The sequence below is a fragment of the Streptomyces sp. NPDC058000 genome, assembly GCF_042886435.1.
Taxonomy (GTDB): Bacteria; Actinomycetota; Actinomycetes; order Streptomycetales; family Streptomycetaceae; genus Streptomyces.
Map to the genome: position 1 here is coordinate 174676 of NZ_JBHVQS010000001.1, position 26035 is coordinate 200710.

Below are 26035 nucleotides of genomic sequence, written 5' to 3' on the forward strand. Positions count from 1 at the left end.
ACCACACCCACTTTACAAGAAGCCTTCAAAATGGAGGCTACCATTACGCATACTCCAACGGGCGCCCCACCCTTTCGCGCCAATCCTTACATCTCTCGTGACTCCACCATAGTGGGCGATAGCAGATGCATTAATCTTCTCCACCGCTTCCGGGTGCGTCAAAACCTCTTCGATTATCTCATTCCCCACTTCCGTCCTCTCGCTATTCTTCAGCTTGCCGAAATCATATCTCTTCACATGCTCCTCACCTCTTTTCTCGAGGTTACCCGGACTCGGATCCCCGTGCTTTTGCTGCGCCCTTCCGGCAGGCGACAGCTGCCCCTTCTTGATTTCCGTCGCCTCCTTATGCAAGTCGTCCAATCCAGCTCTTTCACACGGCGAGAGGCCGAACGGATCCACCCACCGGCGAGGGTTCTTCACATATGCACATGGGTTTTCAGCAGGCTCCAGTCCCAGCGGATCCGGTGACGCGAATCGAGCGACCTCGGGGTCATAATGACGATGGTAGTTGTAGTGAAGGCCAGACTCTATATCGAAATACTGCCCAGGAAAGCCCAACGGGGTATATGCTACGGCGCCAGCGTCCCAAGCAGTCGTTCCCCATAGAGTGGAACGACTGCGCCAAACCGTTCCACCGACCTCATCAAAAAGCTCGGCGGGGGACCCCACCAAGTCAGTTACGACAGCGAAGAATCTCCTGTCTACCGTTTCCCAACTGAGTCTGCCTTGACCACACAGGCGCACCTTGGATTCGCTCTGCGTGAGCGGAATAAAGCCATCCCTATCCCACACGAGCGCAATCGCAACCTGCTCCCCCGCCTTCCAAGTCGCCTGCTCTTCAAGGCTGGGCCCGTCCCACGAAAACTCCGTCTGCTCAGCGACTCTTTCTCCGTCAAGAGCAAGACGTTGTTTCGCTATTCGGCGAGCAAAAGGATCATAGAGATAGCGCCATTTGAACCCGTCCGGGGTGGTGACGGATGTCAGGCAGTCTTCGGCATTCCAGGTGTAGTGCCAAGTATCCGGTTTACGGGACAGCCGGGTCTTCTGGCGAAGGACAACCCGGCCCAACTCGTCGTGCTCATACCGAACACTTCCCGCCCGAGTGATCCGCGTGCCTTCATAGGCACGTTCACCCCGTGCCGAAGCGTTCGGATGCCGGTCAGGCCAAGCCGCGTACGTCTGGTTGCCCGCCGCGTCGTAGGCGTAGGTCTCCGTCCAGTCAGTGGCGTTGACGGCGGTGACGCGGCCGGCGCGGTCGAGGTCGAAGGTGCGGCGGCCGGTGTGGGAGTCGTCGATCGCGGTGAGGTGGCCGTCCGCGCGGTAGGTGTAGGCGCGTTGGAGGACTTGTTGGACCTCGGCCTGGGCGGTGCCGGCGGGGTCGGTGGCGGCGGTGGTCAGTGACTGGCTGGTCAGGCGGCCGGTGGGGTCCCAGGTGTGGCTGAGATGGAGGGTGCCGCCAATGGTGCGGGAGAGCTCCTGGCCAGCGGCGTCGTACGCGAAGGACAGGGGGTGGCCGGCGATGTCCATGCCGGTGCGGTTGCCGGCAGCGTCGTAGGTGTAGGTGGTGGTGTGGCCGGTGGGGGTGGTGCGGGAGGTGCGGCGGCCCAGGACGTCGTAGGTGAACGTCATGGTGCGGTCGTTGACCGTCTCGGCCAGGACCCGGCCCAGGGTGTCGCGGGTGTAGGTGACGGTGGCGTCGGGGTTGGCGGCCTGTTGGAGGTTGCCGGCGGTGTCATGGACGTAGGTGGTGACCAGGCCCGCGGCGTCCTTGGTGGTGATGCGGCCCAGTGCGTCACGGGTGTAGGTCGTGACCTCGCCCAAGACGTTGGTTCGGGTGGCGAGTTGGCCGGCGGCGTCGTGGAAGTAGACCAGGGGACGGTCGTCGAAGTCGGTCTCGGATATGAGGCGGCCGGCGCCGTCATAGGCGTAGTTCCAGGTCAGGCCCTGAGGGTTGGTGACCTGGGTGAGGCGGAGTTCGGTGTCGTGGGCGAACTCGTAGCGGACGCCGTCGGGGTCGGTGCGGGCGGCGAGCAGGTCGAAGTGGGTGTATTCGAAGCGGGTCGTCTGGCCGACGGCGTCGGTGTGGGTGAGGCGGTTGCCCTCGCCGTCGTAGGTCCACGTCTCGGTGGCGCCGCTGGGGTCGGTACGGGCGGCGAGTTTGCCCTCGACGGTCCACTGCAGGTGGGTGGTTGTGCCCAGAGGGTCCGTTACGGAAGTGGTGCGGCCGAAGGCGTCGCGGCGGTAGTGGGTGGCGTGGCCCAGCGGGTCGATGACCGACGCGGGCAGGCCGGCGGTGTCGCAGGTGATGCGGGTGGTGTTGCCGAGGGCGTCGGTGACGGAGGCGAGGTTGCCGCGGGCGTCGTGGGTGTAGGTGGTGGTGGCGCCTACGGGGTCGGTGGTGGCGACGCGCTGGCCGCGGGCGTCGTAGGTGTGGGTCCAGGTGGCGCCGTCCCGGCCGGTGACGGTGCGGGGGTTGCCGTGGGCGTCGTAGGCCGTGGTGGAGGTGGTGCCGTCGGCAAGGGTGACAGTGGTGGGGCGGCCCGCGTCGTCGTAGGTGAAGCGGGTGGAGCGGCCCAGCGGGTCCGTGATGGAGAGGACGCGGTGCTTGATGTCGCGGGTGGTGCGGGTGGTGGCGCCGGTCGGGTCAGTGGTCGCGACGATCTGATGGTGGTCGTTGACCTGGTACGTGGTGGGCTGATCAAGGGAGTTGAAGAAGCGGTTGATGCGCAGGCCCGTTTCGGGGTCCGGGTCGCCCCAGGCGTAGCGGGCACGGAGGTGGCCCGCGATGCCGCCTTGTGAGGTGCAGCGGTCCGCCTCGTCGTAGGCGTAGGTGTAGCTGCTGCTGTTGGTGTCGGTCCAGGAAGTGATGCGGCCGGCATCGTCGTAGGTGAAGCAGAGGGGGCGGTCGGTGGAGGGCTTGGTGACGGTGGTGAGGTGGCCGAAGGCGTCGTAGCCGTAGGTGACCAGGAGTTGGTCGCTGCCGTCGGGGGCGGCACCGGCCAGGTGGAGGGCGGTGATGCGGTCGCCCTCGGTGGTCAGCAGGAGACGGTAGCCGGCGCTGTGGGTGATGGCGGTGGGAGTGCCGTCTTCGGTGTAGTCGATGGTCTGGTGGTTGCCGTGGCGGTCGGAGATCTCGTCGAGGAGGGCGAGGTTCTCGGTGTAGGTGGTGAAGTAGCGGCGGATTCCGGTGACCGGATCGACGAGGAAGTAGTCGCCGTCCGGGGTGCGGGCGAGCGGCGCACCATCGCCTTCGATGGGGAGGGTCGGGACGCCTACGGCCGGGTGCGGGTAGAGGAGGAAGTTGCCCTCCTCGCCTATGAGGATGACGCCCTCGGCGTCGATCTCCAGGCGCTGGTCGAGGGTGCTCATCCACGTGCGGCCGAACCAGCGGCCGGTGCGGTAGGACGACTCGAAGGTGCGGGTGAAGGCGAGCGGGAGGCTGCCGGGGAGGGAGACGTCGGTCTGCGGCAGGATCATCCGGCCGGTGGCCAGGTCGATCGGGTCACTGCCGAAGGTCTTGCACCAGGCGGTGCGCAGGCGGTCGCGGACTGTCCGCTTGCCGCCCTCCTTGGCGGCGTTACGGGCGGCGCCCTTGAGCGCGTCCTTCGCGCCCGCCTTCACCGCCCCCTTGGCCAGACCGCCGGCCCCTTTGCCCCCGACGAGGTTGCCGAGGAACGTGCCGTACGACTCCATCGGGTCGCTGCCCCAGCCGGAGCCGAGCATGCCCTTGGCCGTTTCGACGGGGTGCATGGGCGCCTGAGCCAGCCCGAGGAGGGTGGTGGAGACGTTCGCGGCGTACTGGAAGGGGTGGGCGATGTTGTAGGGGTCGAAGGGGTTGACCTTGCGGGCGAGGTTCAGGGTCTCGATGCCGGCCTTCGCGACACCTCCGAGCAGGTGCATGTGCTCGATGGCGAACGCCTTGCCGCCGTCCTTCAGGCCGGCGCTCGCCAGATCGGTGAACTGCGGCTTGTCGGGGGCGTGCGCCAGGGCTCCCTGGATGGCGTTGCGAGCCCGCTCGGCGGCCTCGTCGCGCTGACTACGGGCGTTCTTGACCATGTCCTGTGCGGCTTCGCGGCCCTCAGCGCCCGGGTCCACGAAGTCGCCGGGCGGGGTCGGCTGCGGGCCGGCGTCCTCGCCCCGTTGGACGGCGGCTTCGTAGCGCTCGCCCTGCGCCACGTAGGCGTCGACCTTCGACTTCCAGGACTGCAGGGCGTTTTCGCGGTCCTGCTGGGCCTGGCGGTACTTCTCGATCGCCTCGGAAGCCTTGCCCTGCGCCCATGAGACCGTCTCCGCGTACGCCTTCAGCGCCTTGTACGCGTCGTCGCAAGCGTCGGCGGCGTGCATCCACTGCTTGGGATGCATTTCGAACGCCTCGCGGAAGGCGTCGGCGGCCTGGCCACTCCAGTGCTGTCCGGAGCCTAACTTCCGCATTCCGTCGGCGACGCGGTTGAACGCCGCCGCGAAATCCTTCAGGTGGGAGACCGTCTCGTCGAGCTTCTCGGCATCTCCGTGGATGAGCTGTTTGGGGTCCTCGGTCTCGTCCAACTGTCGCTCGCCGACGTGGGTGCCGAGCGCGCCCGCGAGCTTGTCGCCGCCCGAGCGGACCGAATCCGCGGCGCCGTCCGCACCGACCGCCTCCAGGCCGTCGCCCAGTTTGTCGGCGCCGTACTCGACGACCTTGCCGGCGCCGCGCTCCACGGCGTCCGTGAACTCGCCCATTCCCTCGGAGACCTTGTTGAGGCCGTCCCCGAACCAGCTCACTTGTCACTACCCCCGTGTGTCTGATGCGGCTCCTGGAGCTTCGCGGTGGTCTCGGCCGGATCCTCGCCCCCGTTGGCCAGGCGGTCCGGGAGCGAGGTCACCTCGTGCCCGAACTGCCGCGCGGCTTCGCTCGTCCTCCCGTACGACTCCTGTGAGGCCGCCGAATTCGGGTCCCAGTCCCAGCGCGTGTACGCATCGACGGTGTCGTTCTTGAGCTTGCTCCAGGACGTCCCGTGCAGATCTTCCGCCGACTTGTTCGGGTCACCGACGGCGGCGTTCAGACCCTGTTTGAGGAGGTCGGAGGCGTACTGCTCCTGCTCGTAGTAGAGACCGGCCGTGATCCCCAGCTTCTTGGAGAAGTCGTTGGCTTCCTGTATGAGGTTGTAGACGCCCCAGCCCCAGCGGTCGCAGAATGAGGAGAAGACCGACGCCAGCCCGTCATCCCCACACTCCACGGCGTCCAAGGACAACTTGTCGAAGCCTCGGCCGAGTTGGGCCTCGATATCGAAACCCAACTCCTTTAGCTCACTCGTCGCAGCGGTTATGCCCTTGGTGAGCTGTTCAAAAGCCTCCGGATCAGCGCGGTAACCGCTTCCCTCGATAAGCCCCATGGACGTTCTCCCCCTAGGCGTGCGTGGTGCCCGACGTATCGGCAACTGAGGCCGTGGCTATGCCGTTGTCCACGTCCACCGCGACGTGGTCCGGAACGATTCCGGATACCGGCGGGAAAAGCATGCCCTCTGCGCTTCCGGCGTCCAGGGCCACGCCCGCTGGTCCTTCGATGGCGGGGATCAGTACGTCAAGAATCCGGGCGCCGGACACGGTGACGTACTGCCATTCCGTCGCCGACTCGCTCCCCCGGCCCGCGGCAAAACGGGACAAGGCATCCTCGCCACTGAAGGCGTAAAGCCAGCGAATTCCGTCCATATCAGCGGCGAGAATGGCGTCGTTGACCATCGGGAGCATGACGACCGCTCGCCGGAATTCACCGACCAACGCGGCCGGATTCGGCCGCGCTTCATGGAACGCCGCTACCTCGTCCGCCAATGGCATGGCGAGCCCCTCCCCCGTCGCTGTTCAGCTCATCCGCTGGAACCACTTTGGCATACGGCACTGACAACGCCGCTGGGAGATCTCCCCAATTAAACCGGCCGGGAGTTCTTTTTTTGTTCAAGTATTAGGAGGCGTCCACAGATACCCCGACCAGCGCCTCCGCCGCCGTGCGGGCCGTGCGGGCGGGGCCCGGGTCGCCCGATATGGCGGCGCTCGTGATGGCGCCGTCGATCAGGAGCGCCAGTTGGCCGGCCAGGGCGGTGGGGTCGTCGTGTCCCAAGGGTTGGACGAGGCCGGTGAGGTAGGCGAGCAGGGCGCGTTTGTGGTCGCGGGTGACGTGGGCGACGCCGTCCGAGGTGGCGCCCAGTTCGCCGTAGGCGTTGATGAAGGCGCAGCCGCGGAAGTCCGGGGCGGCGAACCAGGCGGCGAGCCAGCCGAAGACGGCGAGGATCCGGGCCGCCGGGGCGTCGGGGGTCGCGCGGGTGTCCACGTAGGCGGCGAGGTCGGCCCGCCAGCGCGTGTCGCGGCGGCGCAGGTACGCCTCGATGAGGTCGTGCTTGGCCGGGAACGTGCCGTAGAGGCGTTTGAGGGACACGCCGGCGGCGGTGCGGAGTTCGTCCATGCCGACGGCCTGGATGCCGCGCTCGTAGAAGAGCTTTTCCGCGGCGTCGAGGATCCGCGTCCGCACCTCGTCGTGGTCCGTCACAAGGTCCCGCCTTCCGCTGAGAACGTTCGTTCTCTACACTAACCGAGGTGAGCGGAGAACGAACGTTCTCCAGTTCTCCAGCTGCGCACGGCCATGCCACACGCCACAGACAGGAGTCGCGCCATGTCCGGTACGTCCACCGCATCCGCCACGCCCTCGCCCCGGCCGCCATTCCCCCCGTTCGACGAAGAGAGCGCGCGGCAGAAGGTCCAGGCCGCCGAGGACGCCTGGAACACCCGCGACCCCGAGCGGGTGGCCCTCGCCTACACCGAGGACTCGGTCTGGCGGAACCGGGACACCTTCCTCACCGGGCGCGCCGAGATCGTCGCGTTCCTGCGCCGGAAGTGGGACCGGGAACTGGACTACGCACTGCGCAAGGAACTCTGGTCGTACGCGGGGGACCGGATCGCGGTGCGGTTCCAGTACGAGAGCCGGAACGCCAGCGGCCAGTGGTGGCGGAGTTACGGCAATGAACTGTGGGAGTTCGACGCGTCGGGGCTGATGCGCCGGCGGGAGGCGGGGATCCACGACGTCCGGATCGAGGAGGCGGATCGGCGAATCTTCGGGCCGCGACCGGAAGGGGAACGGGGGCTGCCGATTCCGTTCCGGTGAGGGGAATCACCGCCTCCCGGACGGGAGTTCATGCTCCGCCTCCGCCGTCCCGTTGGCCCGCGGCGCGTAGCGCCTCCCCCAGGACGGCGACGCCCTCGGTGAGCTCCCCGGGCGTGCGCGCCGCGTAGCCGAGCACCAGGCCCGGCCGTCCGTAGGGCCGCTGGCTGTGCCAGGACAGCGGATGGGCCTTGACGCCGCGGGCGAGCGCGGCGGCCGCCAGCTCGATGTCGGGCGGGGCGGTGGGCGGGAAGGTGATCGTCAGGTGCAGGCCGGCCGCGGCGCCGTGGACGGCCGCGGCCGGGAGGTGGGTACGGACCGCAGCGATCACCGCGTCCCGGCGGGCCCGGTGGCGGCGTCGCACCTGCCGTATCAAACGCTCCAGTTCGCCGGATTCCATCAGGTGGGCCAGGACGAGCTGCGGCAGCGCGGCATTGCCGAGGTCGGCGAAGCGCTTGGCGGCCACCAGCGCCTCCCGGTAGCGGGGCGGGGCGAGCAGCCAGCCGATCCGTAGGGCGGGTGCCAGCAGCTTGGAGGCGCTGCCCGCGTAACAGACGTGGGCAGCGAGGAGGGAGCGCAGGGCGGGGACCGGGGGACGGTCGTAGCGGTGCTCGGCGTCGTAGTCGTCCTCGATGATCAGGCCACCGGTGTCGGACGCCCAGCGGAGCAGGTCGCGGCGGCGTGCCCCGCCGAGCACCACGCCGGTCGGGAACTGGTGGGCCGGGGTGAGGAGGACGGCGCGGGCGCCGGTCGCCCGTAGGGCGTCGACCCGTACGCCGTCCTCGTCCACCGGGACCGGTGGGGTCGCCGCGCCCCAGTGGTGGAGGTGCTGGCGGGCGCCGAGCGAACCGGGGTCCTCCACCGCGATGGCGTCGACGCCGTCACGGTGCAGCACCTGGGCGATCAGCCCGAGCGCCTGTGCCGTACCGGCGACGATCAGGACGTCGGCGGGGTCGGCCCGGATGCCGCGGTTGCGGGCCAGCCAGTGGACGACGGCCCGCCGCAGCTCGGGGGTGCCGCGCGGATCGCCGTAGCCGAAGGCCGCCGACGGGAGCCCGGCGAGCACCGCGCGTTCGGCGCGCAGCCAGGCGGCGCGGGGGAACGAGGCCAGGTCGGGCACACCGGGCGTGAGGTCGATCCGCGCGGGGGCCGAGCGGAGGGCGTCGAAGATGTCGCTGCCGGGCGCGGCGGCGAAGGGCATCGGGGTGGCGGCCGTCGGGGTGGCAGCCGTCGGGCCGGAGGCCGGCGCACCGGGGCCCTCCGTGCCCTCACCCGCCGTGGTTGCCGCGCCGGCCGTCATCGGGGCGGCGACCACCACCGTGCCGCCGCGCCCCCGCCCGGCCACCTGGCCGTCCTCCCGTAGCCGCTGGTACGCCTCGGTGACCAGGCCGCGCGAGACCCGCAGGTCGGCGGCGAGCACCCGGGTCGCGGGCAGCCTGCTCCCGACCGGCAGCCGGCCGTCCGCGATGGCCCGCCGCAGCTCAGCGGCCAGCCGGTCCGCCCGGCCCCCGACGGGCACCTCCCCGATCCGCAACTGGAGGAAATCGGAGCCGGCTACGACCCCGGACCTTATGGCCCCCTGAAATGCACCATCTTTGGACCTGTCCACCGGACCATTCTCCCGCGACGGTGATCCCATGACCGCGCACGCTCCATCCCAACTCCCCTTCCCCGCCCTCGTATCCGAGGTCCACACACCCGAGATCCAGGGAACCGATGCCCACGTCTCCCCTGGCTACGTCCACGGCTACTCCGACGACGAGGCCCGCCGCCTCGGCGACCAGGCCGACACTCTGGCCGCACTGCTCCACGCCGGGACCGCCTACCAGGACGGGAGCCGCGTCCTGGAGGTCGGCTGCGGCGTCGGCGCGCAGACCGTCCACCTGGTGAACGGCAGCCCGGGCGCCCGCATCGCCGCCCTCGACCGTTCCGCGTCCTCCCTCGCCCAGGCCCGCGCCCACCTGGCGGCGCACGCCCCGCACGCGACGGACCGGGTCACCTGGCACCGCGCCGACCTGCACCGACTCCCCTTCCCTGACGCCTCCTTCGACCACCTCTTCCTCTGCTTCGTCCTGGAACACCTCCCCGACCCCGTCCGCGCGCTGACCGAACTGCGCCGCGTACTGCGCCCCGGCGGCTCTCTCACCGCCATCGAGGGCGACCACGGCTCGGTCGTCTTCCACCCGGACAGCCCGGCCGCCCGTCAGGTGATCGGCCACCAGGTCCGCCTCCAGGCGGCGGCCGGCGGAAACGCCCTGATAGGGCGGCAGTTGCAGCCACTCCTCACCGCTGCCGGTTTCGCGGACGTCGCCGTCCGGCCGCGCACCGTCTACGCCGACGCGAGCCGGCCCGGCCTCGTCCACGGCTTCACCCGTCGAACCTTCCTCGCCATGGTCGAATCCGTCCGGGACGAGGCCCTCGCCGCCGGGCTGAGCACACCCGCCGACTGGGACCGCGGCATCGCCGAGCTACGGCGCTCCGCGGAGCCCGGTGGCAGCTTCCACTACACGTTCTTCAAGGCCGTGGCCGTCGCGCCGGCGGACGACCCGCAGGGCCGGGCCGACCCCGTCAGCACCCCCGTAGCGCAGGCAGTTTCTCCCGCGTCTGCTCGTCGTGCGGCAGGCAGGCGAACAACTTGACCCCGGGTGCTTCCAGCGCCGCCAGCTTCACGTAGTCGAAGGTCAGCGATCCGACCGTCGGATGCCGGAAGGTCCGCCGGGTGCTGCCGAATTCCGCGAGATGGTGTGCCTGCCACCACCTGCCGAACTCCGGGCTCCGCGCGCAGAGTTCCTTGGTCAGTCGATCGCATCGCGGATCACCGAAGCGCTCCCCGGCGTCCGCCCGGAACTGGGCGACGAGGTCCCGCGCCTGCCCCTCCCAGTCGACCAGGAGCGTCCGCATCGCCGGGTCGGTGAAGACGATCCAGAGCAAGTTGCGTTCTTCGGGCGCCAGTTGGCCGGGGTCGCCGATCAGTCCGGCCTCGGCGCGGTTCCAGGCCACCAGGTCCCAGTTGGCGTCGAGCAGGTACGCCGGGTGCGGGTCCAGCGCCTCCACCAGCCGCTGGAGGGCGGGCCCTGGGCCGGAGCGGGCCGGCTGTTCGGGGGGCCGTTCGCCGGCCAGCGCGTACAGATGGCGCTGCTCGACCGAGCTGAGCATCAGGGCCCGCGCCAGACTGGCGAGGACCTGCCGGCTGACGCCGATGTCCCGGGCCTGTTCCAGCCAGGTGTACCAGGTGACGCTGACGCCGGACAGCTGGGCGACCTCCTCGCGCCGCAGCCCGGGCGTCCGCCGCCGGGGCCCGGCCAGGATGCCCGCCTCCCGCGGGGTGATCCGCTCCCGGCGCGAGCGCAGGAACTCCGCGAGGGCGCGCCGCCGGTCCTCGTCGGCCATGGGCCCTCCCAGGGCGGCGACGCCCGGCCGCCGACGGGCCGTCGGCCGGCCGTGCGCACGCGGTCGGTGGTGGCGAAAACACCAGCATAAACAGTCTCTGTACGGCCGTTCGAGGCTGCGCGAGCGTGACGCCATGGCTCAGACATCACCTGCGGCCGGGGCTCCGCACACCGCCCCGCCCCCTCTTCCCACACCCCCCGCGACGGCTTCACGGGGCGCCCTCGCGCTCGTTCTCACCGGCGCCTTCATGGCCGTCCTCGACACGTTCATCGTGCTGGTCGCCGCGCCCGCCATCCAGGCCGATCTGCACGCCTCCGACGCCGACGTCCAGCTGATCCTGGCCGGCTACCAACTCACCTACGCCATCGCCCTGATCACCGGTGCCCGGCTCGGTGACCGCTTCGGCCGCAAGCGGCTGTTCCAGTGGGGGATGGCGCTGTTCACCCTCTCCTCCGTGGGTTGCGCGCTGGCGCCCGCCGCGGGCCTGCTGATCGTCGCCCGGCTCGTCCAGGGGCTCTCGGCGGCCGCGATGTTCCCGCAGGTCCTCGCGATGCTCCAGGTGCTGGTACCGGGCGAGCGGCGGGCCCGGGCGTTCGGGGCGCTGGGGGCGGTGATCGGCATCGCGGGCGCCGTCGGGCAGTTGTCGGGCGGCGTCCTGGTCTCCGCCGACCTCTTCGGCTCCTCCTGGCGCCCGGTCTTCTGGGTCAATGTGCCCGTCGGCCTGGCGACGCTGCTGCTCACCGCGCGCTACGTGCCGGAGACGCGGGCCCCGGAGGCGCGGCGCCTCGACCTGTTGGGCGCCGGGGTGTTGACGTTGGCGCTGGGCCTGCTGGTCGTCCCGCTGGTCGAGGGGCGGGCCGCCGGCTGGCCGCGGTGGACGTGGTTCAGCCTGGCCGCCGGTGTGCTGGCGTTCTTGACGTTCGCCCTGGTGGAGCGCCGGGTGGACGCGTCCGGCGGGGCGCCGCTGGTGCGGCTGCGACTCTTCCGGGAACGGCCGTTCGCGGTCGGCATGACCCTCGTCCTCCTCACCTACGCGGGCATCAACTCCTTCTTCCTGGTCTTCTCGCTCACCCTCCAGGACGGCCTGGGGCAGGGCGCGCTCGGCGCCGGGCTGTCCTACCTGCCGTTCGCGGTGGTCTTCTTCGCCGCCGGCCTGCTCGCCGGGCGGCTGGCCCGCTTCGGACGGCGGGTCCTCCAGGCGGGCTCCCTGATCACTCTCCTCGGCTTCGGCAGCACCGTCGCGGTGACCGCCACGACCGGACCCGAACTGACCGCCTGGCGGCTGCTCCCGACCCTGGCCCTGGTCGGTGCCGGCAACGGCCTGCTGGTCACCCCGCTGCTGAGCGCGGTCCTCGCCGGCGTCCGCCCCGAGGAGACCGGCACGGCCTCGGGCGTCCTCTCCACGGGCCAGCAGGTGGGCGGCGCGGTCGGCGTGGCCGTCATCGGCGTCCTCTTCTACGGCGCTCTCGGCCCCGCCGGACACCAGGACGTCGCCGCCTACGGCCACGCGCTGACCTGGGCCCTCACCGCCAACGCAGCCCTCGCCGCGCTGGTCTCGCTGCTGCTCCCGCTGCTCCCCGACCCGGCGGCCCACCGCGGCTGAGGGCCGGCGCCGGCGCACCGCCCGACCGCTCCGGGAGCACCCCGCCCGGCCTCCTCGTCGCACCACCTCAACGGCGCACCAACTCGCCGCCCTCCCGCCATAGGCCGCCGCACGCCGGAGCGCTATGGTCGGAATCCAAGAACGAACGGGGGAGGGCAGCGATCGATGGCCCGGGATGAAGCCGTAATCGGCTGTACCGGAGTGCTGCTGATCGGCACACGTGGAGCTGCCGGACCCGGTGAGGTTCTGGTGCGGATCCGGGGTGGCTCCGAGACGTTCCTCGCCTGGTCCCCCGAGCCCCTGCCTGTGGGGGCGACCGTGCTCGTGATCGAGTCCCGTGGCAATCGCCAGGTCAACGTCATGGAGTGGGCCGATCCGTTGGACGCGTCGGCCGGTGATCCCGGCGACGCTGGTGGAGGAGACAAGTGATGTTCGGTTACCGCGTTCCTGCCCCTGATCAAGCCATGCTGATCTCCGGTGGCAGGCGAGGACAGGGCGGGGCGCCCTTCCGGGTGGTGACCGGCCACGGCAAGTTCGTGCTGCCGGTCTTCCGCAAGTGCCGCTTCCTGACCCTGGCGATGTGCGAGGCCGAGGTCGCCGAGAAGTGCGTGACCCGGCAGGGCATCGGCCTCACGGTGCGCGCCGTGATCGCGTTCAAGGTCGGCAACGACACCGAGAGCATCGTCAATGCCGGCCAGCGCTTCCTGTCCGACCAGGACCAGATGGCGGTCCTGACCGGCCGGATCTTCGCCGGCCATCTGCGTTCCATCATCGGTTCGATGACGGTCGAGGAGATCGTCACCGAACGGCAGAAGCTGGCCACCGAGGTCCTGGAGACGTCCAAGACCGAAATGGCCAAGATCGGCCTGACCGTCGACTCGTTGCAGATCCAGTCGATCGACGACGGCGACACCGGCTACATCGCGGCGATGTCCGCCCCGCACAAGGCCGCCATCCAGCGCCAGGCCCAGATCGCCCAGGCCCAGGCCACCCAGGCGTCGGTCGAGGCGCAGCAGGAGGCGGCACGCAACCAGGCCGAGTACCAACGGCAGACCGCCGTGGTCCAGGCCGAGTACAACGCCGAGGTGGACCGCGCCCAGGCCCGTGCCGCGCAGGCCGGCCCGCTGGCCCAGGCCCACGCCCAACAGGAGGTGATGGCCGCCCAGACCGAACTCGCCGAGCGCGCGGCCAAGCTGCGCCAGCAGGAACTGGTCGCCGAGGTCGTCAAGCCCGCCGAGGCGGAGGCCGAGCGCATCCGGCTGCTGGCTCTGGCCGAGGCCGAGCGGATGAAGATCCAGGCCGAGGCCGCCGCCTCGCACGACCGGGTCGCCCTGGACCGGATGCTCATCGACCAGCTCCCGCAGATCGTCAAGGAAGCCTCCGCGGGCCTGGCCAACGCCAACGTCAACGTCCTCAACGGCACCGACGGCCTGGGCGAGATCGCCGCCGGCCTGGTCGGCCAGGGCCTGACCATCCTCGACTCGGTCCGCCGCAACCTCGGCACCCCCGCTGCGTCCGGCGGCACCACCGCCCAGAACGGGGCCACCGGTACCGGCACCGCCCACGGCGGCCGCGTCGAGATCGAGTAATCAGGACGAGGACGAGGAAGTAGCCCGCACGCCGGGGGTGGCACTACCGGTCACCGCCCGGCACCGGCACTACCGGTCACCGCCCAGGGGCGGGCCGCCACCCGGCTCGCCTCCGGGCGCGGGTGCTACGCCCCGCGCCCCCGGGGCCGCGGCTCCTCTGTGTGCTGGTCGCGGACGTAGTCCACGAGGCGGTCCAGCACCGCCTTCGTGGTGTCCAGATCGGCGTCGTCGAAATCGCCGAGGGCCTGACGCAATCCGGCCAGTCTGGCCGCCTTGAAGCTCTCCAGGACGGCCTTGCCGTGCGGCGTGATCGCGATCCGACGGGCCCGCCGGTCCATCTCGTCCGGGGTGCGCTCGACCAGGTCCTGCGCCTCCAACTGGCTGATCTGCCGGGTGACGTGCGGCGGCTCGACCATCAGCTGCGCCGCCAGGTCACCGACCCGGCTGACGCCTCCGCTGTCCTCCAGCGCCATCAACAGATAGAGGTCGGAGCGGCCGGCCGTGATGCCCGCCTGGCTCGCGTGGCGCTCGTGCGCCCGCGAGCGGGTGAGCAGGTAGGACAGCGTGGCCAGCACGCCTTGCAGTGCGGCGGTGGAGTCCTGGTGGGGCGCGGGGTCCGGCATGGGGGCACTGTAGCGGGCACCGGTTCCCGGATCCGCCGCGTTCCGTACCAGGATCCGGCCGCCACCGGACCCCGCCGCCAGACCCGCCACCGCATCGCCCTACGGACCGCCTACGGATCCGCTTACGGACCGCCCTCGGATCGCTCCACGGACCGTCCCGCACCCGCCCGTTCCTCCGTCCGCCGGTCCGCGCTCCGTCCGCCCGCCCCTCCCTCCGCCATGCAGTTTGAGCCAACCTCGGGCCTGCCGTGATCCGTCCTTCCCTCCCCCACCGGGCCTGCGTTAGCGTGGCCACAACTTAATTACCTAAGTTAGGTAATTAACTCTCACGCGGAAGGACCGGCCGCATGACGACCGCAGAACGCACCGCTCCCCCCGAGCCCCTCACCGTCCCGGCCAGCCGCGCCCCCGGCTGCCCGTTCGACCCCGCCCCCGCCATCACCGACGCGGCGCGCGCCGAACCGGTCACCCGGGCGACCCTCTGGGACGGCTCCCCCTGCTGGCTGGTGACGGGCTATCAGAACGTCCGGGCGGTGCTCGGCGACCCGCGCTTCAGCGCCGACGCCCACCGCCCCGGCTTCCCCTTCCTCACCGCCGGCAACCGCGAGGCCATCGGCGCCAACCGGACCTTCCTCCGCATGGACGACCCGGAGCACGCCCGGCTGCGCCGGATGCTCACCGCCGATTTCGTGGTCAAGAAGGTCGAGGCGATGCGCCCCGAGGTGCAACGCCTCGCCGACGACCTGCTCGACCAGATGACCGCCGGCCGCACCTCCGCCGACCTGGTCACCGACTTCGCGCTGCCGCTGCCGTCCCTGGTGATCTGCCTGCTGCTCGGCGTCCCCTACGAGGACCACGAGTTCTTCCAGGAGCGGAGCCGGATCCTGCTCACCCTGCGTTCCACGCCCGAGGAAACCCGGGCCGCCCAGGACGAGTTGCTGGAGTACCTCGTCCGACTCGCCCGGGCCAAGCGGGAGAAGCCGGACGACGCCATCGTCAGCCGCCTGGCCGCCCGCGGCGAACTCGACGACACCGACATCGCCACCATGGGACGCCTGCTGCTGGTCGCCGGCCACGAGACGACCGCCAACATGACCGCCCTGTCCACCCTCGCCCTGCTCCGCAACCCCGACCAACTCGCCCGGCTGCGTGCCGAACCCGCGCTCATCAAGGGCGCCGTCGAGGAGCTGCTGCGCTACCTGACGATCGTGCACAACGGCACCCCTCGGGTCGCCACCGAGGACGTCGTCGTCGGCGGCCGCACCATCCGCGCCGGCGAGGGCGTCCTGTGCATGCTCAGTTCCGCCAACCGGGACGCCGAGGTCTTCCCCGACGGCGACGCCCTCGACGTGGCCCGGGACGCCCGCCGCCACGTCGCCTTCGGCTTCGGCGTCCACCAGTGCCTGGGACAGCCGCTGGCCAGGGTGGAGCTCCAGATCGCCGTGGAAACCCTGATCCGCCGCCTGCCGACCCTGCGGCTGGCCGTCCCCCACGAGGAGATCCCGTTCCGCGGCGACATGGCGATCTACGGGGTCCACTCCCTGCCGATCGCCTGGTGACCCGGACCCCTCACGCCACCCCGACCACCGCCCACCACCCACCACTTGGGAGCACCATGCGCATCCACGCCGACCAGGAGAAGTGCTGCGGCGCCGGTAGCTGCGTCCTCGCCGCACCGGACGTCTTCGACCAGCGGGAGGAGGACGGCATCGTGGTCGTCCTCGACCCCGAACCGCCCGCCGCGCTGCACGACGCGGTCCGCGAGGCGGCGGCCATCTGCCCCGCCGCCGCCATCATGGTGACCGACTGACCGCCTGGCCCGCTGACCGGCTGGCCGGTTGGCCGGTTGGCCGGTTGGCCGGTTGGCCAACGGGCCAACCGTGGGGCCGCCACCGGCTCCTACGCCACCACGCTCGCCGCCAGCCTCCGCAGCGCCGCCTCGGACGGCGAGCCCGGCGCGGCGTGGTGGGTGACCAGCATCTGCTCCGGGTCGGCCGCCACCACCAGCGACTCGTAGGACAGCGTCAGCGGGCCCACCAGCGGGTGGTGCAACTGCTTCACGCCGAAGCCCTTGTCCTTGACGTCGTGCCGGGCCCACAGCCTCCGGAACTCCTCGCTCTGCCCGGCCAGTTCGGTGATCAGTCCGGTCAGCGCGGGATCGTCCGGCATCCGCCCCAGCTCGCGGCGGAGCAGCCCGACCATCACCTCCGCCTTGCCCTCCCAGTTCACGTAGAGCGCGCGGGCCGCCGGGTCCAGGAACACCTGCCGGGCCATGTTGCGCCGCTCCGGGGGCATCGCCGGGAAGTCCCCGAACAGGGCGCAGCCGAGCCGGTTCCAGCCGATGATGTCCAGCCGCCGCCCCACCACGAACGCCGGGACCAGCTCCAGCGCGTCCAGCAACTGCCGGCACGCCGGCCCGACCCGTTGCGGCCGGCGGGCGGACCGGACCCGCCGGGAGACCGGGCGGACCAGGTGCCGGAGGTGGTCGCGCTCGGCCGGGGTCAGCCGGAGCGCGGAGCCGAGCGCGTCCAGTACGGCATCCGAGACGTTCGGTCCATGCCCCTGCTCCAGCCTGATGTAATACGCCACGCTCACCCCGGCCAGCTGCGCCAGCTCTTCGCGGCGCAGCCCCGGCACCCGGCGGTGACCGCCGCGCTCCGGCAGCCCGACGTCCCCGGGCCGCAGTCGGGCCCGCCGCGAGCGCAGGAACTCGCTCAGCTCGGTGCGCCGGTCGACACCCAGCTCACCGGCGGGCCCCGGCCGGCCCGCCGCACCACCGGGCCCTTCGGGTCCGCCGCCCCCCAAGGTGGTTCCGTCAGTAGTAGGCACACCATTCATATGTTCAAGAGTGCACTGGTTAGGGCATGCGGAAGGACGCATTCTCGGTGGCATGACGCACACCTCTGTCGCCGCGTATGCCGCATCCGCACCGAAGGCACCGCTGGAGCGGACCACCATCCCGCGCCGCGAGCTGGGTGCCCACGACATCCTGATCGACATCAAGTTCGCCGGCATCTGCCACTCCGACATCCACACCGTGCGCGCCGAGTGGGGCGACGGCGGGAACTTCCCGATCGTCCCCGGCCACGAGATAGCCGGCGTGGTCGCCGCGACCGGCCCCGAGGTCACCCGCTACCAGGTGGGCGACCGGGTCGGCGTCGGCTGCTTCGTCGACTCCTGCCGCACCTGCGAGAACTGCCGGGCCGGCCTGGAGCAGTACTGCACCGGCGAGCTCGGCACCGTCAACACGTACAACGACACCGACCGCAACGGCGAGGCCACCTACGGCGGCTACGCCACCCAGCTGGTCGTCGACGAGAACTACGCGCTGCGCATCCCCGACGCGCTCCCGCTGGACGCCGCGGCCCCGCTGCTGTGCGCCGGCATCACCCTCTACTCCCCGCTCGCCCACTGGCAGGCGGGCCCCGGCAAGAAGGTCGCCGTGGTCGGCCTGGGCGGCCTGGGCCACATGGGCGTCAAGATCGCGCACGCGATGGGCGCGGAGGTCACCGTCCTGAGCCAGTCGCTCCGCAAGAAGGACGACGGCCTGCGGCTCGGTGCCGACCACTACTACGCGACCAGTGACCCGGCCACCTTCGAGGCGCTGGCCGGCACCTTCGACCTGATCGTCAACACCGTCTCGGCCAACCTGGACATGGGCGCCTACCTCGGCCTGCTGCGCACCAACGGCACCCTGGTCCAGCTCGGCGTCCCCGAGCAGCCGCTGCCCATCGCGCCGTTCGCGCTGATCGGCGGCCGCCGGTCGATCGCCGGTTCGCTGATCGGCGGCATCGCGGAGACCCAGGAGATGCTCGACTTCTGCGCCGAGCACGGCCTGGCCTCGGACATCGAGGTGATCAGCGCGGACCGGATCAACGAGGCGTACGAGCGGGTGCTGGCGAGCGACGTCCGCTACCGCTTCGTGATCGACACGTCGACGATCTGAGCCGCAGCACCGACCGTCGGAGCCGTCGCGCCGATCCGTCGCGCCGACCGTCTGAGCCGCCGCACCGATCCGCCGCACCGACCGTCTGAGCCGTTGCGCCGACCCGCCGCACCGACGGTCGCGCCGACCCGTCGAATCCGGGCACGTGAGCGCCCGGGGCCGCCCCCACTGGCTGCCCCGGGCGTTTTGCGTGCCGTGACCCCTGGCACTGCACCGACACTCTACTTGGAAATGGTACCCATTTCCATATAGCCTCCTTCCCGACCGGTACCCACCCGCTCCCCGGAGGCCCACCACCATGGCCGTACCCAAGCGCAAGCTCTCCCGCAGCAACACCCGCCACCGCCGCGCCCAGTGGAAGGCCAGCACCCCCCAGCTGGTGCCGATCACCGTCGACGGCTCCGTGTACCAGGTCCCCCAGCGCCTGGTGAAGGCGTACCAGCTCGGCCTGATCGACCCGAAGGGCTGACCGGCCGTGCCGCACCCCCGGCTGCCCGTCACCGTGCTCTCCGGCTTCCTCGGCGCGGGCAAGACCACCCTGCTCAACCACGTCCTGACCAACCGGGAGGGCCTGCGGGTCGCGGTCATCGTCAACGACATGAGCGAGGTCAACATCGACGCCGCCCTGGTCCGCGGCGGCGACGCGGCGCTCTCCCGCACCGAGGAACGCCTGGTCGAGATGACCAATGGCTGCATCTGCTGCACCCTGCGCGACGACCTGCTGGCGGAGGTCGACCGGCTGGCCCGGGCCGGCCGCTTCGACCACCTGCTGATCGAATCCAGCGGAATCTCCGAACCGATGCCGGTTGCCGCGACCTTCGCCTTCCCGCGCGACGACGGCGCCACCCTGGGCGATCTGGCGCGCCTGGACACCATGGTCACGGTCGTCGACGCGGCCAACTTCCTACCCGAACTCGCCCGCGGCGACGCCCTGGTCGAGCGCGACCTGGACCAGTACGAGGACGACGAACGCACCGTCAGCGACCTCCTGATGGACCAGATCGAGTTCGCCGACGTCCTCGTCCTCAACAAGACCGACCTGGTCGATCCGGCCACCGCGGACCGCCTCGGCGCCACCCTCGCCCGGCTCAATCCGGCCGCCCGGATCGTCCCCGCCCGGCACGGCCGGGTCCCGCTCGCCGAGGTCCTGAACACCGGCCGCTTCGACCTCGAACGCGCCCAACAGGCGCCCGGCTGGGTGCGCGAACTCAACGGCGACCACGTCCCCGAGACCGAGGAGTACGGCATCTCCAGCACGGTCTTCCGGGCCGACCGCCCCTTCCACCCGGGCCGCCTCTGGCAGTTCGTCACCACGCGGATGGACAGCGGCGACTACGGCGACGTCCTCCGCTCCAAGGGCTTCTTCCGCCTCGCCACCCGGCCCGGCATCACCGGCCTGTGGTCCCAGGCCGGTGCGATCGCCCGCTTCGAGCCGACCGGGGCGGACGCGACCGGCGACCTGGCCGAACCGCTCGGCCCGTCCGGCCAGGAACTCGTCTTCATCGGCACCGACCTGCGCCCGGAGCCCCTGCACGCCGCACTGGCCGGCTGCCTCCTCGCCCCCGACGAGCCGGTACCCACCACGGACGACGACCCGTTCCCGGCCTGGGCGGTGCACGGCACCGACGACGCCTGCGCACACGAGCCCGGGCCCGAGGACGAGCCCGAGCCCGGGGCCAGGACCGGGCCGGCCCCCTCGCCCGCGGCGGTCGGATAGCCGCGCGGGGCGGCGGCCGCGGCACCCCACACCCCGTGCGGGGCCGCGGCCACCGCACGGGGTCACGGGGTACGGTCACGGAAGCGCTGCCGGCCCGCGAAAAGTTTTTCGGCCCGGGCGGCAACCCCGTCCCCGGCCGCACGTCGTCTCGGGTGAGGGCGCCTTAGGGCGCCACCGTCGACGAACTGGAGCAGCCGACCGTGAACCCGTCCCGTACCGCTCACACCTCTCGTACCGCCGGCCACCGGCTGCGCCGTTCGGCCGGTGCTGGCCTGCTGGCCGCGATAGCGCTCACCGCCGTCTCGACGACCGGCACCGCCTACGCCGCCCCCGCGTCCGCACTCGCCTCGGGCCCGGCCTCCAGCGCCAGCCCCTCACCCGTCCCCACCCGTCCCCCGGGCCACAGCGCCACCCCGTCGCCCGTCCCCACCCAGCCGCCCGGCCACAGCGGCAGCCCCTCGCCGGTCCCCACCTACCCCCCGGGTCACAGCGGCACCCCCTCGCCGGTCCCCACCCAGCCGCCCGGCCACAGCGCCACCCCCTCGCCCGTCCCCAGCCACCCCGGCAGCCGCCCCGCACCGACCCGGGCCGGCGGTGACGACAAGCAGCTCGCCAAGACCGGTGCCTCCTCCGGGACCACCCTCGCGCTGGGCGCCGGCGCGGCCGTCCTGATCGCCGCGGGCGGCGGCGCGCTCTACGCCGTCCGCCGCAACCGCGCCTGACCCCGACCGGGTACGCCCGAGGGAACGATGGCCCACTACGCCCCGCACCCGGCCCCGACAGGGTTCGCCCTGTCGGGGCTCCGGCGCGCCGCCTGGCACCGCCTGCTGCGCGCCATCCGCCGCGAGTCGCCGCCCCACCACTCCACATCCGTCCACCAACTACCGCTCTCCACCCGGCAGTTGGCGTACGAACAGGACGGCGCGCCGCCCCCGGAACCGTCCCGCCCCACCATCACCGAGCTCTACCACGCCCACCGGCTGAAAATGGTCCGGCTGGCCGTCCTCCTCGTCGACGACCGCGCCACCGCCGAGGACGTCGTCCAGGACGCGTTCGCCGCCCTCTACAAACGCCACGGCGAACAGCTCGGCGAGGTCGACAACGCCCTCGCCTACCTCCGCACCGCAGTGGTCAACGCCGCCCGCTCGGTACTGCGCCGCCGCCGTACCGCCCGCGACTACACCCCGCCGCACGAGGCCGACGCGCCCTCCGCCGAGGAGCGGGTGGTCCTCGACGAGGAGCACCGCGAGGTCTTCGCCGCGCTCGGCGGGCTCACCGCCCGCCGCCGCGAGGTGCTGGTCCTGCGCTACTGGGGCGACCTCACCGAAGCGGAGATCGCGGCGACCCTGGGCATCAGCCGCGGCGCGGTGAAGTCCCTGGCCAGCCGCGCCCTGGACGCCCTGGAAAAGATCCTGGAGGAACGGTCTTGAGTACCCGCGACACCGCCCCCCGGGACACCTGCGCGCAACGCCCCGTCGAGGACCGGCTGCGCCGCGCCTTCACGGCCCGCGCCGACGCCATCGGCGTCCACGACCTCCGCCCGGCGGCGCCCCCCGGCCCACACCTGCGCCCCCGCCGCCGCCCCCGCCCGGCCTTCCTCACCCGCCTCTCCCCGCGCCGCCTCGCCCTCCCGCTGGCCGCCGCGGCGACCGCCGCCGTCGTCGCCCTCGCCGCACACCTCGCCACCGCCCCCGACCGGCCCCCGGCCCCGCCGCAACCGGCCGCCCCGCCGAGCCCGGCCCCGCCGAGCCCGCGCGGCACCACGCCGTCCCCGTCCCCGTCCCCGTCCGCCCCGGGCCGGTCCACGGAACCCGGCCGCAGCCCCGTCCCCACCTCTCCGGGCCGCCCCTCCGGCCGCCCGCCGCACAGCCCCACCCCGCCCGTCCCCACCAACCGGCCGTCCGGCACTCCCACCGGCCGCGCGGCGCACAGCGCCACCCCCTCCCCCTCCTCGTCCGCCTCACCCCCGCCCATGGGGAAAGCGACGCCCAGCGTTCGCTGACCGGCCCTTGCCCGTCCCGTACCCCCCTGCCCGAGAATCGTGCCCATGCCCTTCCGGCCCGCACCCCCGACGCCGGCCCCGCCCCGGTGCACCAGCACCGCCCGCCGCGCCCGAACCCTCGCCGCCGTCGCCCTGGCCGCCGCGACCGCCCTCCCGCTCGCCGCCTGCCAGGACGGCACCGGCTACCGGGCCGACGCCGCCACCCGCGCCGTCTCCCACGCCCCGGCCCCCTCGACCGACCGCGGCGACCGGGACGGCTGCACACCCGACATGCTGCGCTTCCACGCCGTCGCGGAGCCGCACCGGGCCCGCCGCATGCTGCTCACCGTCACCAACATCTCCGACCGGACCTGCACCTTCGCCGCCCAGCCCTACCCCCTGCTGCACTTCGGCGACCACCACCCCGGCCCCCTCCCGCCCCTCCCGGACGGCCGACCGCGCACCCCCGTCACGCTGCCGCCCGACGGCACCGCCCACGCCGAGGTGATCACCGCCGCCACGCCCGGCGGATCGGGTGGCCGGAGCGCACCGCGCAGCACGGCCGAAAAGGCGTCCCAATTCGGCGTCGCCCTGGCCGCGCGCACCACCCCCGCCCAGGTCGGCGTGGACGGCCGCGCCCCGGTCCGAGTGGACCCGGACACCGCCGCGGTCACGTACTGGACGCCAGGCCCGGCGCCCACCGGGACGTGGTGATCCGGCCACCCCTCGGGGCACCGTGCGGTCGACGCGGGCGGACGGACGAGCGATAGCCCGTTCGTGCCGTATCAGCCAGCTCATCACCCACCAATGATCCAACTTTGCCGCTATTGATCGCCTTTGCTCCGCCGCTTCCTGGCTGCGCCCGGTGCCCCCGGCCCGGTAGGCTTTCCGTGTGATCTTCAAGCGCATCGGAAATGGGCGGCCGTACCCCGACCACGGCCGGGAGAGCACCCGCCAGTGGGCGGACGTCGCCCCGCGCCCGGTACGCCTCGACCAGTTGGTGACCACCAAGCAGCAGCTCGACCTCGAAACGCTGCTCGCCGAGGACTCCACGTTCTACGGCGACCTCTTCGCCCACGTCGTCAAGTGGGAGGGCGACCTCTATCTGGAGGACGGCCTGCACCGCGCGGTCCGCGCGGCCCTCCAGCAGCGCCAGGTGCTCCACGCCCGCGTGCTCGAACTCGACAACTGACGACCGGACGCCGCCCGAACCACCGACACGGCGCAGGCGCCACCCGAATTGGCCCACTCGGGTTTCCCTCACACAACGCACTGATCATCTAGTAGGCACGGCACACGCCCGGCACTACGCTGCGGCCATGAGCATGCTGACGCCTCCGGGAATGGGCGGTAAGTACCGCATCACAGGCGGCAGGTACCCGCGGATGCGCCGCCCCCGCCACCGTCGCCGCATCATCCTCGGCATCGTGACCGGCGCCTGTGTCCTCGGGCTGGTCGGCTGGGGAACTCTGCAGCTCATCGACGTCTTCGGCGGCCAGGGCAGTACGGCCCAGGCCGCGCAGGACACGAGACATTGCCCGGACAGCGCCGCGGCCGACCACGCCAAGGCCACCCCGCCGGCCGCCAAGCCGCCCGCCCCGGCGTCCCTGACCATCAACGTCTACAACGCCACCCCGCGCTCCGGCCTCGCCAAGCGCACCGCCGACGAACTCCAGAAACGCGGCTTCAAGATCGGGAAGGTCGGCAACGCCCCGGCCGCCTACGACAAGAAGGTGCCCGGCACGGGGATACTGCTCGGCCCCAAGGCCGCCACCGCCGGCCCGCTGAAGGTCCTGGCCACCCAGCTCGCCGGCGCCCAGCTGAAGACCGACGACCGCAAGGGCGCCGACCTCGACCTGGTCATCGGCGGCGCCTTCCAGGAGCTCACCGCCCCGCAGGAAGCCGCCAAGGCCCTGGCCCTGCTGTCCCGCCCGGCCTCGGCGCCGGTCCCCGCGAAGTGCTGAGCGCCGCGGGGCCCGCACCACGTCGTGGTGCGGGCCCCGCGGTCCACCGGTACCAACCGGGGCGCTCCCGCCCCGGGCACCTCTGGCTCAGCCGGCCGTGCCGTACATCCGGTCGCCCGCGTCGCCCAGGCCCGGCACGATGTAGCGGTCCTCGTTCAGCATCTCGTCGACGGCGGCGGTGACCACCGTCACCGGCGTACCGGCCAGTTCGCGCTCCATGACCTCGACGCCCTCGGGCGCGGCCAGCAGGCAGATCGCGGTGACGTCGTCCGCACCGCGCTTGATCAGTTCCTTGATCGCCGCGACCAGCGTGCCGCCGGTGGCCAGCATCGGGTCGACGACGTACACCTGCCGCCCCGACAGGTCGTCGGGCATCCGCGTGGCGTACGTGTGCGCCTCGTACGTCTCCTCGTTGCGCACCATGCCCATGAAGCCGACCTCGGCGGTGGGCAGCAGCCGGACCATGCCGTCCAGCATGCCCAGCCCGGCCCGCAGGATCGGCACGACCAGGGGACGGGGGTGCGACAGCCGCACGCCGGTGGTCGCCGTCACCGGCGTCTCGATGTCGACCTGCTCGGTGCGCACATCACGGGTGGCCTCGTAGGCGAGCAGGGTGACCAGCTCGTCGGCGAGCCGCCGGAAAGTCGGGGAGTCGGTGCGCTTGTCGCGCAGAGTGGTGAGTTTGTGCGCCACCAGCGGGTGGTCGACGACGTGGATCCGCATGACATCGACATTAACCGAGCCGTAAGGCCCCGGCGCCCGCCGTGCGCCGCCCACGCTCCGGCACGTGAGCGACATCTCTCACAACGTCCGCACGACGCAGCGTCGAAGACACCGCGCAGACGCGATGTTTCTGCCACGATTCCGAAGGGGCGGGAAGCAGCGGCGTGCAGCCCCGCCCCGCCCGGCCCGGCACGCCCCTGACCAGTGGGAGAGTCACGGTGTATTTCGCCGCACTGCTCGCGCGCACCGAAGACGGGTGGGAAGCGAGCGATACGGAGCTCGACAATGTGGAAAGGCTGACCGATCTGGCCGACCTGGCCCGAGCGGCAGCGATCGACGACACGGTAGTGATCCTCATCGAGCAGGAGGACGCCTGGTTCGGCGTCGTCCGGGTCGACGGCGAGGACGACCCGAGGGTCTTCGTCTCCAACGCCGCGATGGCCGCCAGGAGCTCGTACGGCGCGATGCTGACCGACGAACTCCTCGGCCGCGACGACAGCGACGAGGACGACCTCGACCTCCTCGACCTGGACGGCACCGAGGACGGCGAACCGGAAAGGGAGGACGAGGACCCCGAGAGCGCGGAGACCGACGAGGCACCGGTGGCCCGCGGCCCGCTCGGCGACCCCAAACTCCTGGAGGACGTCGGCGTCAGCGAGCGGGAACTGCTGGCCCTCGACGGCGACGCCCTCGGCGAGATCGCCGACGCCCTGGGCTGCTCCGAACTCCTGGAAGCCGTCCGCTGACCCCGCCGGGCCCACACACCCCGGGCCCGGCCTCACCTCACCGCCCCGTCCCCGACACTGGGGACATGACCGTCCCCCCGTCCGCCTCCCTCCCCTCCCCCACGCCCGACCCGCTGCGCGACCCCTGGACCGGGCCGATGCGCCGGGCGCTGGCGGAGGCCGCCCGCGCCCCCGGGACCGGTGACGTCCCGGTGGGCGCCGTCGTGCTGTCCGCCGACGGCACGGTCCTGGGCACCGGCCACAACGAACGCGAGGCCACCGGCGACCCCACCGCCCACGCCGAAGTCCTCGCCCTCCGTGCCGCCGCTCGCGCCCTCGGGGAATGGCGGCTCACCGGCTGCACCCTCCTCGTCACCCTCGAACCCTGCACGATGTGCGCCGGCGCGATCGTCCTCTCCCGCGTCGACCGGGTCGTCTACGGCGCCCGCGACGCCAAGGCCGGCGCCGTCGGCTCCCTCTGGGACGTGGTCCGCGACCGCCGCCTCAACCACCGCCCCGAGGTCATCACCGGCGTCCTGGAAACCGACTGCGCCGCCCTGCTCACCGCCTTCTTCCGCGACCGCTGACCCGCACGCGCCCGGCAATCCGATTTCGGCGCACGGGGCCTTTGGGCTAAGCTCTCTC

General features: G+C 71.8%; 27 protein-coding genes. 18 read left to right on the forward strand and 9 right to left on the reverse strand.

Annotation, left to right across the window (positions count from 1 at the left end):
- Positions 1-12: 12 nt before the first annotated feature.
- From ACFVT2_RS00840 to ACFVT2_RS00855, 4 genes are all read right to left on the reverse strand, one after another.
- Entirely contained in the window at positions 13-4761 is a 4749-nt protein-coding gene (locus ACFVT2_RS00840) for a putative T7SS-secreted protein (protein WP_390010584.1), read from the reverse strand.
- Positions 4758-5372 (reverse strand): hypothetical protein, encoded by a 615-nt coding sequence (locus ACFVT2_RS00845; protein ID WP_390010586.1) that lies wholly within the window; start codon positions 5370-5372, stop codon positions 4758-4760. The genes ACFVT2_RS00840 and ACFVT2_RS00845 overlap by 4 nt, the downstream gene beginning before the upstream one ends.
- A gap of 13 nt (positions 5373-5385) precedes the next feature.
- The gene (locus ACFVT2_RS00850; protein WP_390010588.1) at positions 5386-5814 is read right to left on the reverse strand and encodes an SseB family protein; all 429 of its coding nucleotides are present in this window, start codon (positions 5812-5814) and stop codon (positions 5386-5388) included.
- 124 nt (positions 5815-5938) lie between these two features.
- A complete protein-coding gene (locus ACFVT2_RS00855; RefSeq protein ID WP_390010590.1) occupies positions 5939-6520 on the reverse strand; it encodes a TetR/AcrR family transcriptional regulator in 582 nt (193 codons plus the stop codon).
- A 123-nt stretch (positions 6521-6643) separates the two neighbouring features.
- Between ACFVT2_RS00855 and ACFVT2_RS00860 the strand changes: the two genes are divergently transcribed.
- The gene (locus ACFVT2_RS00860; RefSeq protein ID WP_390010592.1) at positions 6644-7132 is read left to right on the forward strand and encodes a nuclear transport factor 2 family protein; all 489 of its coding nucleotides are present in this window, start codon (positions 6644-6646) and stop codon (positions 7130-7132) included.
- A gap of 28 nt (positions 7133-7160) precedes the next feature.
- On the opposite strand, the gene ACFVT2_RS00865 is transcribed toward ACFVT2_RS00860, so the two are convergent.
- A complete protein-coding gene (locus ACFVT2_RS00865; RefSeq protein ID WP_390010594.1) occupies positions 7161-8768 on the reverse strand; it encodes a PLP-dependent aminotransferase family protein in 1608 nt (535 codons plus the stop codon).
- Between ACFVT2_RS00865 and ACFVT2_RS00870 the strand changes: the two genes are divergently transcribed.
- Positions 8767-9768 carry a methyltransferase domain-containing protein gene (locus tag ACFVT2_RS00870; protein ID WP_390010596.1) on the forward strand — a complete coding sequence of 334 codons (1002 nt, stop codon included), beginning with the start codon at positions 8767-8769 and terminating at the stop codon, positions 9766-9768. The two genes, ACFVT2_RS00865 and ACFVT2_RS00870, sit on opposite strands and share 2 nt — an antisense overlap.
- Here the strand turns inward: ACFVT2_RS00870 and ACFVT2_RS00875 are convergent.
- Complete coding sequence (locus ACFVT2_RS00875; RefSeq protein ID WP_390010598.1) at positions 9698-10519, reverse strand: helix-turn-helix transcriptional regulator; 822 nt, start codon at positions 10517-10519, stop codon at positions 9698-9700. The two genes, ACFVT2_RS00870 and ACFVT2_RS00875, sit on opposite strands and share 71 nt — an antisense overlap.
- 133 nt (positions 10520-10652) lie before the next feature.
- On the opposite strand from ACFVT2_RS00875, the gene ACFVT2_RS00880 reads away from it, so the two are divergent.
- From ACFVT2_RS00880 to ACFVT2_RS00890, 3 genes are all read left to right on the forward strand, one after another.
- The gene (locus ACFVT2_RS00880) at positions 10653-12122 is read left to right on the forward strand and encodes an MFS transporter (RefSeq protein WP_390010600.1); all 1470 of its coding nucleotides are present in this window, start codon (positions 10653-10655) and stop codon (positions 12120-12122) included.
- 165 nt (positions 12123-12287) lie between these two features.
- Positions 12288-12551, forward strand: a complete 264-nt coding sequence (locus tag ACFVT2_RS00885) for a hypothetical protein (protein ID WP_390010601.1) — start codon at positions 12288-12290, stop codon at positions 12549-12551.
- Positions 12551-13711, forward strand: coding sequence for an SPFH domain-containing protein (locus ACFVT2_RS00890; RefSeq protein ID WP_390010603.1), 1161 nt, complete (start codon positions 12551-12553; stop codon positions 13709-13711). Before ACFVT2_RS00885 ends, ACFVT2_RS00890 begins: the two co-directional genes overlap by 1 nt.
- A gap of 125 nt (positions 13712-13836) precedes the next feature.
- On the opposite strand, the gene ACFVT2_RS00895 is transcribed toward ACFVT2_RS00890, so the two are convergent.
- Positions 13837-14334, reverse strand: coding sequence for a MarR family winged helix-turn-helix transcriptional regulator (locus ACFVT2_RS00895; RefSeq protein ID WP_390010605.1), 498 nt, complete (start codon positions 14332-14334; stop codon positions 13837-13839).
- Between the two features lie 347 nt (positions 14335-14681).
- On the opposite strand from ACFVT2_RS00895, the gene ACFVT2_RS00900 reads away from it, so the two are divergent.
- Both ACFVT2_RS00900 and ACFVT2_RS00905 read left to right on the forward strand, forming a co-directional pair.
- Complete coding sequence (locus ACFVT2_RS00900) at positions 14682-15893, forward strand: cytochrome P450 (protein WP_390010606.1); 1212 nt, start codon at positions 14682-14684, stop codon at positions 15891-15893.
- A gap of 56 nt (positions 15894-15949) precedes the next feature.
- A complete protein-coding gene (locus ACFVT2_RS00905) occupies positions 15950-16144 on the forward strand; it encodes a ferredoxin (protein ID WP_390011196.1) in 195 nt (64 codons plus the stop codon).
- An 89-nt stretch (positions 16145-16233) separates the two neighbouring features.
- Here ACFVT2_RS00905 and ACFVT2_RS00910 read toward each other — a convergent pair whose 3' ends face one another.
- Positions 16234-17076, reverse strand: a complete 843-nt coding sequence (locus ACFVT2_RS00910) for a helix-turn-helix transcriptional regulator (RefSeq protein ID WP_390011198.1) — start codon at positions 17074-17076, stop codon at positions 16234-16236.
- Positions 17077-17224: 148 nt separating this feature from the next.
- On the opposite strand from ACFVT2_RS00910, the gene ACFVT2_RS00915 reads away from it, so the two are divergent.
- From ACFVT2_RS00915 to ACFVT2_RS00955, 9 genes are all read left to right on the forward strand, one after another.
- On the forward strand, positions 17225-18280 hold the full coding sequence (locus ACFVT2_RS00915; RefSeq protein ID WP_390010607.1) for an NAD(P)-dependent alcohol dehydrogenase: 1056 nt from the start codon (positions 17225-17227) through the stop codon (positions 18278-18280).
- A 298-nt stretch (positions 18281-18578) separates the two neighbouring features.
- Positions 18579-18749 (forward strand): 50S ribosomal protein L32, encoded by a 171-nt coding sequence (gene rpmF, locus ACFVT2_RS00920; protein WP_390010609.1) that lies wholly within the window; start codon positions 18579-18581, stop codon positions 18747-18749.
- 6 nt (positions 18750-18755) lie between these two features.
- Positions 18756-19997, forward strand: coding sequence for a GTP-binding protein (locus ACFVT2_RS00925; protein ID WP_390010611.1), 1242 nt, complete (start codon positions 18756-18758; stop codon positions 19995-19997).
- Between the two features lie 200 nt (positions 19998-20197).
- On the forward strand, positions 20198-20719 hold the full coding sequence (locus tag ACFVT2_RS00930) for an LPXTG cell wall anchor domain-containing protein (protein ID WP_390010612.1): 522 nt from the start codon (positions 20198-20200) through the stop codon (positions 20717-20719).
- A 27-nt stretch (positions 20720-20746) separates the two neighbouring features.
- Positions 20747-21427 carry an RNA polymerase sigma factor gene (locus ACFVT2_RS00935; protein ID WP_390010614.1) on the forward strand — a complete coding sequence of 227 codons (681 nt, stop codon included), beginning with the start codon at positions 20747-20749 and terminating at the stop codon, positions 21425-21427.
- On the forward strand, positions 21424-21999 hold the full coding sequence (locus tag ACFVT2_RS00940) for a hypothetical protein (protein ID WP_390010616.1): 576 nt from the start codon (positions 21424-21426) through the stop codon (positions 21997-21999). The genes ACFVT2_RS00935 and ACFVT2_RS00940 overlap by 4 nt, the downstream gene beginning before the upstream one ends.
- A gap of 45 nt (positions 22000-22044) precedes the next feature.
- Positions 22045-22692: a DUF4232 domain-containing protein gene (locus tag ACFVT2_RS00945; RefSeq protein WP_390010618.1), complete on the forward strand. Its 648-nt coding sequence runs from the start codon at positions 22045-22047 to the stop codon at positions 22690-22692.
- 178 nt (positions 22693-22870) lie between these two features.
- Positions 22871-23170 (forward strand): type II toxin-antitoxin system VapB family antitoxin, encoded by a 300-nt coding sequence (locus tag ACFVT2_RS00950; RefSeq protein ID WP_016572550.1) that lies wholly within the window; start codon positions 22871-22873, stop codon positions 23168-23170.
- A 127-nt stretch (positions 23171-23297) separates the two neighbouring features.
- Positions 23298-23942, forward strand: coding sequence for a LytR C-terminal domain-containing protein (locus tag ACFVT2_RS00955; protein ID WP_390010620.1), 645 nt, complete (start codon positions 23298-23300; stop codon positions 23940-23942).
- An 87-nt stretch (positions 23943-24029) separates the two neighbouring features.
- Here the strand turns inward: ACFVT2_RS00955 and upp are convergent, their stop codons facing one another.
- A complete protein-coding gene (gene upp / locus ACFVT2_RS00960; RefSeq protein ID WP_390010622.1) occupies positions 24030-24665 on the reverse strand; it encodes a uracil phosphoribosyltransferase in 636 nt (211 codons plus the stop codon).
- A 218-nt stretch (positions 24666-24883) separates the two neighbouring features.
- Here upp and ACFVT2_RS00965 point away from each other — a divergent pair, with 218 nt between their 5' ends.
- Positions 24884-25411: a hypothetical protein gene (locus ACFVT2_RS00965; protein WP_390011200.1), complete on the forward strand. Its 528-nt coding sequence runs from the start codon at positions 24884-24886 to the stop codon at positions 25409-25411.
- Positions 25412-25476: 65 nt separating this feature from the next.
- A complete protein-coding gene (tadA, locus tag ACFVT2_RS00970; RefSeq protein WP_390010624.1) occupies positions 25477-25977 on the forward strand; it encodes a tRNA adenosine(34) deaminase TadA in 501 nt (166 codons plus the stop codon).
- Positions 25978-26035 lie beyond the last annotated feature (58 nt).